Source organism: Ornithinicoccus halotolerans (genome assembly GCF_009602535.1).
GTDB lineage: Bacteria > Actinomycetota > Actinomycetes > Actinomycetales > Dermatophilaceae > Ornithinicoccus > Ornithinicoccus halotolerans.
Genome location: NZ_WIQI01000082.1, coordinates 1 through 12,808, shown reverse-complemented (window position 1 = coordinate 12,808; position 12,808 = coordinate 1). Strand labels below are relative to the sequence as shown.

Sequence of the window (12,808 nt, the reverse complement as noted above, 5' to 3'; positions counted from 1 at the left end):
CAAGCCAACGAACGCAATCGTGCTCATCTACCGTCCTCCTCGCAGTCCACGCTCAACGGTCGTACGTCAACGGGAGTTGGTCAGCGGCGCTGGTCGGCCGGCAGCCAGCCGAACGGGTCCCCGGTCTGTGCCGTGTACTCCAGCCCCACCGGACCGGTGTAGCCACCGGCGCGCAGGTCCCGGACCCAGTCGGTGATCGGCAGCTCGCCGGTGCCCGGCTCGCCCCGGCCCGGCGCGTCGGCCACCTGCACATGCCCGATGCGGTCCCCGTAGCCGCTGATGGCCGCCGGCACGTCATCGCCGTTGACCGCCAGGTGGTACACATCCAGCAACAGCGCCAGGTTCGTGTCACCGTGCTCGGCAGCCACCCGGTCGATGACCGCCACCGCGTCCGCAGCCGTCCGCAACGGGTACCGGTCGGCCCCCGAGACCGGCTCCACCAGCACCGTGCCACCCACCCGGGCGACCGCCTGCGCCGCACGGTGCAAGTTCTCACTCGCCAGCTCATCCTGCACCCGAGGGTCGGCGCCCTCGAGGCGGTTGCCGTACAACGCATTGAACCGACGGCACCCGGTCCGCTCAGCGATCGCCGTGACCGCCTCCAGGTTGGCCCGCAGCTCCGCCTCCCGCCCCGGCCAGGAGAACAACCCCCGGTCACCACCCGGCATGTCACCGGCAGCGAAGTTCAGCCCAGTCAGCACCACCCCCGCCGCATCCACCGCAGCCACCAGCGCATCCACCTCATCGGCATCGGGCACGACCGACGGGAACGGCCACCACAGCTCCACCCCACCGAACCCGGCGTCCGCGACCGCCCCCGGCCGCTCCAGCAACGGCAGACCGGTCAACAAGATCGAGCAGTTCACCGTCCACGGCACGGCCACCTCGGCGGTCCCGCCCGATCCCCCGGTCACCCCGGCTGTCGCGCTCATCTCGGCGTCCTTCCGTGATGTGAAATGTAGATTCTATGTGTTGGAAGGCTAGCCAGCCGTGGCGGGCGCCGTCAAGAGGTGACCGGACCCGGCCGTCCCTGCGCGCGACCCCGCCCGGCACGACCCCGCCCGGCACGACCGCCTGGCACGACCGCCCGGCGCACACCGGCGGGGTGCGCCGCTACCCGAGCCGGCCGGTGCGGGCCAGCCGAGCCAGGGCGGGGCCGTCGACACCGGTGCGCGCGGCGACCTCCTCGGCGGTGAGGGCGCCGCAGTCGACGCCGCGCTGCAGCGACCACGCCATCGCGCGGGCGGTGGCCGGCTCGTCGAGCACCGCTCCCCCGGCGCGGCCCAGGTAGCCGGCCAGCCGGTCGGCGGCCTGCGGGAACGCGGCCCGGTAGAAGGCGTAGGTGGCGGCGAACCGGCTGGGCAGCTGGCCGGGGTGCAGGTCCCACCCCTGGTAGTAGCCGCGCTCCAGCGAGCGCCGCACCAGCCGCCCGTGCAGCGCCCACGCCTCCCGCACCTGCCTGGGCTCCCCGACCGGCAGCACGTTGGTGGACCCGTCGGAGAGCCGCACGCCGGTGCCGGCGGCGGCCAGCTGCATGACCGCCTTGGCGTGGTCGGCCGCCGGGTGGTCCATCGCCTGGTACTGCGCGGCGATGCCGAGCGAGGCGGAGTAGTCGTAGGTGCCGTAGTGCAGCCCGCTGACCCGGCCGCTCCCGGCGTGCACCATCCGCGCCACCAGCGCGGTGCCGTCCGGGCCGAGCACCGCCTGCGGGGTCTCCACCTGCACCTCGAACCGCAGCCGGCCCTGCGGCAGGTCCAGCGCGCCCTCCAGGTGCCCGCACACCAGCACCATCGCCTCCACCTGCTCGACCGAGGTGACCTTGGGCAGCGTCAGCACCAGCCCCTCGGGCAGCCCGCCGGTGCGGGCCAGCCCGGTGACGAAGGCGTCCAGGGTGCGCAGCCCCCGCGCCCACGTCGGCCGCTCGAGCGACTTGAACCGGATCCCCACGAACGGGGTCGCGGTGGCCCCGGCCTCGGCGCGCTCCTCGGCCAGCGCGGCGACGGCCACCTCGACCGCCTGGTCCTCCTCGGCGTCGCCGTGGTCGCCGTACCCGTCCTCCAGGTCGATCCGCAGGTCCTCGACCGGCTCCTCGGCCAGCTTGCGCTCGACCGCGGCCGCGACCGCCTCCCGGTCACCGGGGTCCACGCCGACCTGCTCCAGCAGCGCCTCGGCACCGCCGGCGCCGGCCAGCACGTCGCAGGCCTGCTCGCCCCAGTCGGCGGCCAGCCCGGCGCGGTACCGGTCGGCGGGCACGTAGACGGTGTGCACCGGCTGCCGGCTGCCGTCGTCACCGGGGTAGCCGCGCTCCAGGACCCGGTCGGCGGCGACGAGCCGCTCCTCGACCCGGGCCAGCACCTCGGGGCCGAGGCTGCCGGCGGGGGTCACCGGCGCTCGCCCGCGGCCCGGGTCTCCGGGGGCGCCACGGCGAGGTGGTCCTCGCTGACGTCGGCGTGGTCGTGCCCGCGTGCCTGCAGCTCCTTGACCGCCTCCCGGCGCACCGCGGCGGTCACCGACTCGGCGACCCGGTGGTCGAAGACCCCGGGGATGATGAAGGCGGCGTTGAGCTCGTCCTCCCCCACCACCTCGGCGATCGCCACCGCGGCCACCCGCATCATCTCCTCGGTGATGTCGCGGGCGCCGGCGTCCAGCAGCCCGCGGAACAGGCCCGGGAAGGCCAGCACGTTGTTGATCTGGTTCGGGTAGTCGCTGCGCCCGGTCGCCACGACCGCGGCGGTGCGCCCGGCCTCGACCGGGTCCACCTCGGGGGTGGGGTTGGCGAGGGCGAACACGACCGCGTCGTCGGCCATCTGGGCGATGTCGTCACCGGTGAGGATGTCGCCGGCGGAGACGCCGATGAAGACGTCGGCGCCGGCCAGGCCCTGCTGCAGGCTGCCGGCGAAGCCCTCCTCGTTGGTGTGCTCGGCGATCCAGCGGCGGTAGGGGTCCTCCTCGACCTGCTCCCGGCGCAGCGCGCCGTTGCGGCCGAAGCCGATGATGTGGCGGGCGCCCTGGGCCTCCAGCAGCCGGATGATCGCCGACCCGGCGGCGCCGACGCCGGAGACGACGATGCGGACGTCCTCCAGCCGCTTGCGCACGACCTTGAGGGCGTTGATGAGCGCGGCCAGCACCACGATGGCGGTGCCGTGCTGGTCGTCGTGGAAGACCGGGATGTCGAGCTCCTCGCGCAGCCGCTGCTCGATCTCGAAGCAGCGCGGGGCGGAGATGTCCTCCAGGTTCACCCCGCCGTAGACCGGCGCGAGCGCCTTGACGATGGCGATGATCTCCTCGACGTCGGTGGTGTCCAGGCACACCGGCCAGGCGTCGACGTTGGCGAACTCCTTGAACAGCGCCGCCTTGCCCTCCATCACCGGCAGCGCGGCGGCCGGGCCGATGTCGCCCAGGCCGAGCACGGCGGTGCCGTCGGTGACCACGGCCACGGCGTTGCGCTTGATGGTCAGCCGGCGGGCGTCCTCGGGGCGGGCCGCGATCGCCTGGCACACCCGCGCGACGCCCGGGGTGTAGGCGCGGGAGAGGTCGCGGCGGGTCTTGAGCGGGACCTTGGTGGTGACCTCGATCTTGCCGCCCAGGTGCATCAGGAAGGTGGAGTCGGAGACCTTGAGGACCGTCACGTCGTCGAGGGCGTTGATGGCCTGCTCGACCCGTTCCATGTGCGCCCCGTCGACGGTGTCGCAGGTGATGTCCACGGTCAGCCGGGTGGAGGAGGAGTGGGCGATGTCCACCCCCACCACCGCCGCGCCGGCGTCGGCGACCGCGGCGACCAGCAGCGAGGTCGCCACCTGGGAGGCGGGGGCCTCGACCCGCAGGGTGACGGTGTAGCTGGGGGACGGGACGGGCATGGTGACTTCCTCTCGGCGCGCCGACGTGTCAGACTTCCGTCGGATGGAATGAACATTCTGTTGTGCGGTGGTTCTCAGGATGACCCACCGTGACCGGATACGGAAGAGGACACGCGATGCCACCTTCCCAGCGCCGTAGCAGCGGGGTCCAGTCCGTCGACCGCACCGTCGACCTGCTGGAGGCCCTGACCGACCTCGGCGGGGCGGCGACGCTGAGCGAGCTGGCCGGCCAGACCGGCCTGCCGCTGCCCACGATCCACCGGCTGGTCGGCTCGCTGGTGGCCCGCGGCTACGCGCGACAGGGTGCCGGGCGCCGCTACACGCTGGGCCCGCGGCTGATCCGGCTGGGCGAGAGCGCCGGGCGGCAGCTGGGGGCCGGCGCGCGCCCGCACCTGGAGGCGGCCGCGCGGGAGCTCGGTGAGACGGTCAACCTGGCGATGATCGACCGCGACATGGTCGTCTACGTGGCCCAGGCGGCCTCGGCCCACTCGATGCGGATGTTCACCGAGGTGGGGCGCCGGGTGTACTGCCACTGCACCGGCGTCGGCAAGCAGGTGCTGGCCGAGCTGCCCGAGCAGACGGTGCGCGAGATCGTGGCCCGGGTGGGGATGCCGCCGGCGACCGACCGTTCGATCACCGACGTCGAGGAGCTGCTGGCCGAGCTGGAGCGGACCCGCGAGCGCGGCTACGCCGTGGACGACGGCGAGCAGGAGATCGGCGTGCGCTGCTTCGCGGTGCCGGTTCCCGACGCCCCGACCCCGAGCGCGCTGTCGGTCTCCGGCCCCGCCGCCCGGGTCCAGCCGGACTTCATCGAGACCGCCTACCCGGTGCTGACCCGGGTGGCCGAGTCGGTCGCCCGCGAGCTGGTCACCACCAGCCGCTGAGCTCAGCAGAAGCCGGCGACCGTCGCCCAGGCCCGCGGCTCCGGGGTCGCGTCCTCCCGGCGCACCTCCGCCTCGATGAGCCCGTAGGGACGGTCGGCGGCGTAGAACACCTCGCCGGGGTTGTCGAGCCCGAACGGCGCCAGGTCCACCAGGAAGTGGTGCAGGTTCGGCATCGAGAACCGGATCTCGGCGATCTCGGGGTGGGCACGCAGCACCTGCTCCCCCATGTGGTGCAGCGTCTGCTGCAGCGCCAGCGAGTGCTTGTCGGCGAACGACTCCAGCAGGATGCGCCGCACGTCGGCGAAGACGGCGTCGAAGTCGATCCCCCCAGTGACGCCGGCGCCCTCGGTCGCGTAGCGCCACCGCGCGGTCACCGAGGTCGCCAGGATCCGGTCGGTGGTCTCCGGCAGCGTGGTGTAGCGGTCCTTGGGGTAGCCGTGGAACTCCGACCCGGTCGACTTCAGCACCGCCAGGTCCTCCAGCCCGGAGACCACGAACACCTCCTCGCCCTCGCGCTGCACGACGGTGGTGCGGGTCTCGGTGCCGCCCTTGACGAAGGCGTGGTCGTGGGTGCCGTCGGTGACGTTGCTCGTCAGCGTCGAGGGGATCCGCTCCCAGGTGTGGGCCTTGACCTCCCACCGGCCGCCGGTGATCCAGTCGAACGAGCTGGTGAAGTGCCCGGCCAGCCGCATCGCGAACGACTCGGGGCTGCCCACGCCGTCCCGGGCGAAGCCGAAGACGGTGTTCTTCTGGGTGTCGGTGGCCACCACGTGGGAGTTGTCGCCCTCCAGGTGGGCAGCGGCCAGGTCGCCGCGCAGCTGGGAGGTGACGGTGTAGTCGGTGACCCGGTGCCGCGGCGTCTCCCGGTCGATGCGGACCAGGCGCACCTCCGCCTTGCCGTACTGGTTCTCGCCGAGGACGACCCGGCCGCCGGGGCCGCGCTGCGGGTCGGCGGCGGGCGTGCCCGCCGGGTCCTGGGTGGTCTGCGTCATGGTGCTCACTCCTTCGTGATGCGGGCCGGTGCGATGCGGGCGGGTGCTGGCGGCGGCTCCTGGCTCAGCTCAGCTGCCGCGGTAGGTCGAGTAGGCGTACGGGCTGAGCAGGATCGGCACGTGGTAGTGCTGCTGGTCGCCGGTGACGGTGAAGTCGACCGTCACCACGGGGTAGAAAGCCTCCCGGCCCTGCGCGGCGAACCACTCGCCGGTGGCGAACCGCAGCTGGTAGTGGCCGGGGTCCAGTTGCTCGGGGCCCAGGTCGCGGGCCCGCCCGTCGTCGTCGGTCTCGCCGGTGGCGAGCACGGTCGCCCCGCCGTCCGGTCCGACGGCCGTCAGCGTCAGCCCGACCCGGCGGGCCGGCGTGCCGGTGACGGCGTCGAGCACGTGGGTGGTGATGAACGAGGTCATGGCCGCTCCGTCCGCTCGGTGGTGGGCTGCTGCGCCCGGCCGGCTCCCGCGTCGCCGGTGTCGCCGGTGTCACCGGTGTCGCCCAGCTCGGTCTCCAGCCGCAGCAGCGCGATCTCGCGCAGCTGCGCGGCCGCCTCGGCTCGCTCGGTGGCCGGGTCGTTGGCCAGCCGGCGCTCCAGCTCGGCCAGGATCTCCGCCCCGGTGCGCCCGCGCGCCCGGATCAGGAACACGTGGCCGAACCTCTCCTCGTAGGCGCGGTTGCCCTCGGTGAGCCGGCGGGTGGTCTCCTCGTCCCGGCCGACCCCGGCCTGCTCGCGGGCGGAGTGGGCGGTGGCACCGCCGCGACCGGTGGGCCGCTCCCCGATGCGGGGGTGCCCGGCCAGCGCCCGGTCGACCTCCTGCTCGGTCCAGGGGTCGGCGGCAGAACGGGCCGACTCGAGCAGCGTTGGCAGGTCGGCGTAGGGGCGGCCGTCGGCGACCTCCTCCGCCCACCGCGGCACGTCCGCGCACCGGGTCAGCAGCGCCACCGACTCCTCCCGCGGCGCCTCGTTGAAGCCGGCGAGGCCGGTCGGTAGGCCGGTCACCGGCGCGAACCCTCGGCCTCGGGGGCGGTGACCGTCACCGGGTTGCCGTCGGTGTCGACCACCGGCACCTCCTCGCCGTGGCAGTCGACCAGCTTGCCGCCCTCCACTCGGTCACCCTCCCGCAGGCAGCTGAGCTGCTCGGGCGAGATGTAGCGGGCACCGCGGGCGATGAAGACCGAGGACCGCGGCCGGTTGCCGGCGGCGATCTCGTTGAAGACGACGTTGAGCAGCACCGCCATGATGGCCGCCGAGCTGATGCCGGAGTGGAAGATGATGCCGAACCACTCCGGGAAGTTGTCGTAGAAGCTCGGCGAGACGATCGGGATCATGCCGAAGGCCAGCGACGAGGCGACGATGACCAGGTTCATGGTGCCCTCGTAGTCGACCTTGGCCAGGGTGCGGATGCCGCTGGCGGCCACGGTGCCGAACAGCACCACGCCCGCGCCGCCGAGCACCGGGGTCGGGATCGCCGCGACGACCTGGCCCAGCACCGGTAGCAAACCCAGCACCAGCATCACCACGCCGCCGGCGCTGACGACGAAGCGGCTCTTGATGCCCGTGATCGCCACCAGCCCGACGTTCTGGGCGAAGGCGGTCTGGGCGAAGGAGTTGAACACCGGCGCGACCGCGCTGGAGAGCATGTCGGCCCGCAGCCCGTCGGCGATGCGGCGCGAGCTGACCCGGGTGCGGACGATCTCGCCCACGGCGAGGATGTCGGCCGTGGTCTCGGTCATGCACACCAGGATGACGATGGTCATCGAGATGATCGCCGCGACCTCGAAGGTGGGCATCCCGAACGCGAACGGCTGCGGCACCGCCACCGGCGCGCCCTCCCCGACGCCGGAGAAGTCGGTCATCCCGGCCGCGGTCGCCACCACCGCCCCGATGACGATGGCCAGCAGGATGGACAGCCGGGAGATGGCCGCCGAGCCCACCTTGCTCAGCCCGAGCACGACGACGAAGGTCAGCGCCGCCAGGCCGACGTTGGCCAGGCTGCCGTAGTCAGCCGCCTCCGGGTCACCGCCCATCGCCCAGTTGGCGGCGACCGGCATCAGCGTCAGGCCGATCGTGGTGATGACCGTGCCGGTGACCACCGGCGGGAAGAACCGGATCACCTTGGCAAAGAACGGCGCCAGCACCAGGCCGACCAGGGCGGCGACGAGCACCGCCCCGAAGATCGCCGGCAGGCCCCCACCGCCGGCCAGGATCGCCAGCATGGTCGCGACCCCGGCGAAGGACACCCCCTGCACCAGTGGCAGCTGGGAGCCGAAGAACGGCACGCCCCAGCTCTGCAGGATGGTCGCGGCGCCGCCGACGAACAGCGCCGAGGCCACCAGGACCGCGGTCTCGTTCGGCGAGAGCCCGGCCGCGGTGCCCACGATGAGCGGCACCGCGATGACGCCCCCGTACATCGTGAGCACGTGCTGCAGCCCGTACATGAGGCTGCGGCCGATCCCGAGCCGCTCGTCCTCCGGGCGCTGCCCGACCGGGGCCTCCGCCGCCCGCTGCGGCGACGACGCCGCTGCTACCGGGTCCTGCTGCGCCATGTCACGCTCCTCTCCCTCGCCCCGTCGCGAGGTCAGGTACTTCCGTAGTGCGGAATCCTGATTCCGTGTGATGACGCGACTGTAAGAGCGGGTCGAGGGAGCGTCAAGACCCCACCACGGTTCGCCCCCGATTGTCCCGCATCCGCAGACGGCGGCCGGGAGCGGCGACTACCGTGCCACGCCAGCGGGTGACCCGCCCGTGCCGTCCTGACCGGAGGCCCACATGAGCGACTACGTCAACCTCGTCCCGCTGTGGATCTGCGCGCTGGTCGTCTTCGCCGTCATCCTCGTGCAGTCCGCCATCTACATGCGCGCCGCCAGCCAGGCCGGTCCCGAGCTCGGGTTCACCCGCCGGGACCTGCGCCGCTCGTTCGTCTCCGGAGGGGTCGCCGCGATCGGCCCCTCGCTGGCGGTCGTCATCGTGGCGGTCGCGCTGCTGGCGCTCTTCGGCACGCCGGCGGTCCTGCTGCGCATCGGCCTGGTCGGCTCCGCGGCCACGGAGACCTCGTCGGCCGAGCTCGCGGCCACCACCGTGGGCGGTGGCCTCGGTGGCGAGGGATGGACACCGGAGGTGTTCGCGGTGGCGTTCTTCGCGATGGCGATGTCCGGCGGCATGTGGATGGTCGGGACGCTGCTGCTCACCCCGGCGCTCAAGCGCGGTGACACCCGGCTGCGGCAGGTCAACCCCGCGCTGATGGCCATCGTCCCGTCGGCCGCGCTGGTCGGCGCGTTCGCCTCGCTCGGCGTCGCCGAGCTGCCCAAGAGCGGCGTGCACGTGCTCACCGTGGCGGTCTCCGCGGTGACCATGACCGGCTGCCTGCTGCTGGCACGGGCGCTGCACGCGGCGTGGCTGCGGGAGTGGGGGCTGGGCATCAGCATCATCGTCGGACTGGTGGTGGCCTACGTGGCCCACCAGGCAGCCTGAGGAGGGCGGCATGAGCGAGCACACCCCCGAGACCTCCCACCCGCAGGCCGGTCGCGGCTCCGGCGCCGCCGGCGCGACGGAGACCGAGGCGGCCCGGGCCGCCTACGCCCGGTACGACCGCACCACCAGCCGGTGGGGCCGGGCCACGATGGCGGTCGCCCTGCTGGTCTCGGTGTCGGCACCGCTGCTGCTGATCCTGCTCACCGACCTGAGCCCCACGGCCGGGCAGCTGCTCACCGCGTTCCTGGCGGTGGCGGCCGTGTTCGGCATGTTCTGGGTGGTCGAGCCGGTCACCTACTACCCGGTGCTGGGCCCGGCGGCGATGTACCAGGCGTTCATGATCGGCAACATCGCCAACAAGCTGCTGCCCTCGGCGATCGTGGCGCAGGCCGCCATCGAGGCGCGTCCGGGGACCAGGCGGGCCGAGCTGGCCGCGGTGATGGCCATCTGCGGCGCCGCCGTGGTGCACATCGTCTCGCTGGTGCTCTTCGTCGGGATCGGCGGCACCTGGCTGGTCGCCCAGCTGCCCGAGTCGGTCGTCGAGGTCGCCCAGCTGTACATCTTCCCGGCGATCATCGGGGCGGTCGTGGTCCAGCTCGCCGCCTACGTCAAGCAGGTGCGCGTGGTGGTGATCGCGCTGGCCGTCGCCGCCGTCGTCCAGCTGCTGCTGGTCCCGCGCATGGGTGACCTGTTCGCCGGGTTCGCCACCGCCATCGTCGTCTTCGCCACGATGGCGCTGGCCTGGGCGCTGCGCGACCGCCGCGCCCACGCCGCGTGAGCCGGTCCCCCCAACCGGGGCCCGGGCCGCTACGGCCTGGCCCGGGTGGCGTGCAGGAACGCCTGGTCCTCCCCCTCGTGCCCGACGCCGGGGCGGACCAGGCGGGCGACCTCGCGCGCGTCGGCGGCGGCGAGGCCGGCCGCGACGTCCGCCACCTCGTGCAGGTGGCGCTCGAGCACGACCTCGTGGCCCAGCCGTCGGTAGGAGGCAGACACGTCCCGGGTGCCCGTGCCGGCCTGGAAGCCGACCAGCAGCTGCCCGCCCGGCGCCAGCACCCGGACCGCCTCGGCCATGAGGGTCGGGAGGTCGGCCGGCGGGGTGTGGATGACCGAGTACCACAGCAGCACGCCGGTGAACCGACCGTCGGGGTAGGGCAGCCGGTCCAGCGAGCCCACCCGGAAGGCCAGGTCCGGGTGGTGCCGCCGTGCCTGCTCCACCATGGCCGGGGACAGGTCGACGCCCTCCACCTGGTGACCCCGGTCGGCCAGGTAGCGGCTCATCCGGCCGGCCCCGCACCCCGCGTCGAGGATGACCGCGCCGGGGCCGGCGGCGTCGGCGAAGGCCTCCAGCAGCGCCAGCTCGGCCGGCTGCTCGGCGCGGGTGTCCGGCAGCAGCCGGGCGTAGTCGGCGGCGACGGTGTCGTACGCGCGCCGCACCGCCTCCGGGTCGGCGCGGCCCCGGCTGCCGCTGGTCGCCGCTGTCACGGCCGCCATGCTCCCACCCGGACCCGGGGGCGGCGATGCCGTCCGACCCCGGCACGACACACTGGTCCTGGCGCCCCGCCCGGGACGCACCCCGCGACAGGAGGAGACTATGCCGCTCTCCCGCCCGACGATCGGTGAGGACCTGCAGGCCGACCTGCACGACCTCTACCGGCACCTGCACCGCCACCCCGAGCTGAGCATGCAGGAGCATGCCACCGCCGACCTGATCGCCGAGCGGATGACGGCGCTGGGGGCCGAGACGTTCCGCTGCGGCGGCACCGGTGTGGTCGCCGTGCAGCGCAACGGTGACGGCCCGGTCGTGGCCTTCCGCGCCGACACCGACGGGCTGCCGGTCGCTGAGGAGACCGGGCTGGACTACGCCTCCACCGCCACCGGCACGCTGCGGGACGGCGCCGACAGCGCGGTGCCGGTGATGCACGCCTGCGGCCACGACACCCACATCGCCAGCGCGATCGGCGCCGCGACGCTGCTGGCGCGCGACACCGGGTCCTGGTCCGGGACGGTGGTGTGGCTGTTCCAGCCCGGCGAGGAGACCGCCGAGGGGGCGGCCGCGATGGTCGCGGACGGGCTGTGGGACTCGGCGCCGCACCCGGAGGTCGTCTACGGCCAGCACGTGTGGCCCGGCACGGCCGGCACCCTGGAGGTCGCGACCGGCCCCGCCATGGCGATGGCCGACTCCTGGAAGGTCACCGTGCGCGGGCGCGGCGGGCACGGCTCGCAGCCGCACACGACGATCGACCCGGTCGTGCTCGCGGCCCACATGGTGGTGCGGCTGCAGACGGTGACCGCCCGCGAGGTGCCCCCGCAGCAGGCGGCCGTGGTGACGGTCGCGAGCTTCCACGCCGGGCTGAAGGAGAACATCATCCCTGCCGAGGCGGTCTTCACGGTCAACGTGCGCAGCCTGGACACCGAGGTCCGCGAGAAGGTGCTCGAGGCGATCCGGCGCATCATCACCGCCGAGGCCCAGGCGTCCGGGGCTCCCGAGCCGCTGGTCGAGGAGACCTACCGGTTCCCGCTCACCGACAACGACGAGGCGGCCACCGGCGCGCTGGTGACCACCTTCCGCGAGGTGCTGGGCGAGGACGCGGTGAAGGCCGCCGCCCCCGTCATGGGCAGCGAGGACTTCGGGACGCTGGCCTCGGCCATCGGCGTGCCGGCCGTGTACTGGTTCTTCGGCGGGCTGCCGCCCGAGGTGGTCGACGGCGACGAGCCGGTCCCCTCCAACCACTCCCCCCACTTCGCCCCGGTCCTCGAGCCGACGCTGTCGACCGGCGTCACCGCGGCCTGGACCGCGGTGATGTCCCGCGTGGGGAGCCAGCGATGACCGGCCCCGGCCGTGGCGGCGGCGCCGCGGAACTGCTGTCGCTGAGCACCGTGGCGCTGTCCCGGGCGCTGCGGCACCGGGAGGTCTCCGCCCGCGAGGTGCTGCAGGCCCACCTGGACCGCATCGAGCAGGTCAACGACACCGTCAACGCCGTCGTGACGCTGGTGCCCGAGCAGGCGATGGCGGCCGCCGAGCAGGCCGACGAGCTCGCCGCGACCGTCCCGCCGGGCGAGCTGCCGCCGCTGCACGGGGTCCCCATGACGCACAAGGACACCCACCTGACCGCCGGGATCCGCACCACCTTCGGCTCCCCGGTGCACGCCGGCCTGGTGCCGCGAGAGAGCGACCTGGTCGTGGAGCGGCTGCAGCAGGCGGGCGTGGTGACCACGGGCAAGAACAACGTGCCCGAGTTCGCGGCCGGGTCGCACACCTTCAACGAGGTGTTCGGGACCACCGCCAACCCCTACGACACCGCCCGGAGCGCCGGCGGCTCCAGCGGGGGCGCGGCAGTGGCGCTGGCCACCCGCATCCAGCCGCTGGCCGACGGCGGCGACATGGGCGGCTCGCTGCGCAACCCGGCGGCGTTCTGCAACGTGGTGGGATTCCGGCCCTCGGCCGGCGTGCTGCCGGTGGCCCCGACCCGCAACGCGTGGGCGTGGTTGTCCCGGACCGGGCCGATGGCCCGCACCGTGCACGACATCGCGCTGGCGATGTCGGTGCTGGCGGGGCCGGACCCGCGGGTGCCGCTGGCCTGCAAGCGGGAGGGCATGGAGCCCACCGA

The 12,808-nt window shown here is 73.8% G+C and carries 13 protein-coding genes; 5 read left to right on the top strand and 8 right to left on the bottom strand.

Annotated features, from left to right (window positions below; all coding sequences use genetic code 11):
- Positions 1-80: 80 nt before the first annotated feature.
- The 3 genes from GFJ45_RS12380 to GFJ45_RS12370 all read right to left on the bottom strand — a co-directional run bounded on the left by GFJ45_RS12380 (position 81) and on the right by GFJ45_RS12370 (position 3,857).
- On the bottom strand, positions 81-878 hold the full coding sequence (locus GFJ45_RS12380) for a hydroxypyruvate isomerase family protein (RefSeq protein WP_228386950.1): 798 nt from the start codon (positions 876-878) through the stop codon (positions 81-83).
- A gap of 235 nt (positions 879-1,113) precedes the next feature.
- Complete coding sequence (locus GFJ45_RS12375) at positions 1,114-2,385, bottom strand: DUF6986 family protein (protein ID WP_153397657.1); 1,272 nt, start codon at positions 2,383-2,385, stop codon at positions 1,114-1,116.
- A complete protein-coding gene (locus GFJ45_RS12370) occupies positions 2,382-3,857 on the bottom strand; it encodes an NAD-dependent malic enzyme (protein ID WP_153397655.1) in 1,476 nt (491 codons plus the stop codon). Before GFJ45_RS12370 ends, GFJ45_RS12375 begins: the two co-directional genes overlap by 4 nt.
- A gap of 116 nt (positions 3,858-3,973) precedes the next feature.
- Between GFJ45_RS12370 and GFJ45_RS12365 the strand changes: the two genes are divergently transcribed.
- On the top strand, positions 3,974-4,741 hold the full coding sequence (locus GFJ45_RS12365) for an IclR family transcriptional regulator (protein ID WP_153397653.1): 768 nt from the start codon (positions 3,974-3,976) through the stop codon (positions 4,739-4,741).
- A gap of 2 nt (positions 4,742-4,743) precedes the next feature.
- Here GFJ45_RS12365 and pucL read toward each other — a convergent pair whose 3' ends face one another.
- The 4 genes from pucL to GFJ45_RS12345 form a co-directional block, all read right to left on the bottom strand.
- Positions 4,744-5,733, bottom strand: coding sequence for a factor-independent urate hydroxylase (gene pucL, locus GFJ45_RS12360; RefSeq protein ID WP_153397651.1), 990 nt, complete (start codon positions 5,731-5,733; stop codon positions 4,744-4,746).
- A gap of 69 nt (positions 5,734-5,802) precedes the next feature.
- Positions 5,803-6,144, bottom strand: a complete 342-nt coding sequence (uraH, locus tag GFJ45_RS12355; RefSeq protein WP_153397649.1) for a hydroxyisourate hydrolase — start codon at positions 6,142-6,144, stop codon at positions 5,803-5,805.
- Positions 6,141-6,728 carry a 2-oxo-4-hydroxy-4-carboxy-5-ureidoimidazoline decarboxylase gene (gene uraD / locus GFJ45_RS12350; protein ID WP_153397647.1) on the bottom strand — a complete coding sequence of 196 codons (588 nt, stop codon included), beginning with the start codon at positions 6,726-6,728 and terminating at the stop codon, positions 6,141-6,143. Before uraD ends, uraH begins: the two co-directional genes overlap by 4 nt.
- Entirely contained in the window at positions 6,725-8,275 is a 1,551-nt protein-coding gene (locus GFJ45_RS12345) for a nucleobase:cation symporter-2 family protein (RefSeq protein WP_153397645.1), read from the bottom strand. The genes uraD and GFJ45_RS12345 overlap by 4 nt, the downstream gene beginning before the upstream one ends.
- Positions 8,276-8,498: 223 nt before the next feature.
- Between GFJ45_RS12345 and GFJ45_RS12340 the strand changes: the two genes are divergently transcribed.
- Positions 8,499-9,200: a DUF5058 family protein gene (locus GFJ45_RS12340; RefSeq protein ID WP_153397643.1), complete on the top strand. Its 702-nt coding sequence runs from the start codon at positions 8,499-8,501 to the stop codon at positions 9,198-9,200.
- A gap of 10 nt (positions 9,201-9,210) precedes the next feature.
- Entirely contained in the window at positions 9,211-9,978 is a 768-nt protein-coding gene (locus GFJ45_RS12335; protein ID WP_228386949.1) for a hypothetical protein, read from the top strand.
- Positions 9,979-10,007: 29 nt separating this feature from the next.
- Here GFJ45_RS12335 and GFJ45_RS12330 read toward each other — a convergent pair whose 3' ends face one another.
- Positions 10,008-10,691, bottom strand: coding sequence for a class I SAM-dependent methyltransferase (locus GFJ45_RS12330; RefSeq protein ID WP_228386946.1), 684 nt, complete (start codon positions 10,689-10,691; stop codon positions 10,008-10,010).
- Positions 10,692-10,791: 100 nt separating this feature from the next.
- Here GFJ45_RS12330 and GFJ45_RS12325 point away from each other — a divergent pair, with 100 nt between their 5' ends.
- Both GFJ45_RS12325 and GFJ45_RS12320 read left to right on the top strand, forming a co-directional pair.
- The gene (locus tag GFJ45_RS12325) at positions 10,792-12,027 is read left to right on the top strand and encodes an amidohydrolase (protein ID WP_153397641.1); all 1,236 of its coding nucleotides are present in this window, start codon (positions 10,792-10,794) and stop codon (positions 12,025-12,027) included.
- The coding region (locus GFJ45_RS12320) for an amidase family protein (RefSeq protein WP_267128864.1) at positions 12,024-12,808 on the top strand (785 nt) is incomplete at its 3' end. The genes GFJ45_RS12325 and GFJ45_RS12320, both read left to right, overlap by 4 nt.

Coding starts and splice junctions, on each gene's coding strand:
- GFJ45_RS12370 (WP_153397655.1), bottom strand. CDS start 3,857: ATGCCCGTCCCGTCCCCCAGCTACACCGTCACCCTGCGGGTCGAGGCC.
- GFJ45_RS12365 (WP_153397653.1), top strand. CDS start 3,974: ATGCCACCTTCCCAGCGCCGTAGCAGCGGGGTCCAGTCCGTCGACCGC.
- pucL (WP_153397651.1), bottom strand. CDS start 5,733: ATGACGCAGACCACCCAGGACCCGGCGGGCACGCCCGCCGCCGACCCG.
- uraH (WP_153397649.1), bottom strand. CDS start 6,144: ATGACCTCGTTCATCACCACCCACGTGCTCGACGCCGTCACCGGCACG.
- GFJ45_RS12345 (WP_153397645.1), bottom strand. CDS start 8,275: ATGGCGCAGCAGGACCCGGTAGCAGCGGCGTCGTCGCCGCAGCGGGCG.
- GFJ45_RS12340 (WP_153397643.1), top strand. CDS start 8,499: ATGAGCGACTACGTCAACCTCGTCCCGCTGTGGATCTGCGCGCTGGTC.
- GFJ45_RS12335 (WP_228386949.1), top strand. CDS start 9,211: ATGAGCGAGCACACCCCCGAGACCTCCCACCCGCAGGCCGGTCGCGGC.
- GFJ45_RS12330 (WP_228386946.1), bottom strand. CDS start 10,691: ATGGCGGCCGTGACAGCGGCGACCAGCGGCAGCCGGGGCCGCGCCGAC.
- GFJ45_RS12325 (WP_153397641.1), top strand. CDS start 10,792: ATGCCGCTCTCCCGCCCGACGATCGGTGAGGACCTGCAGGCCGACCTG.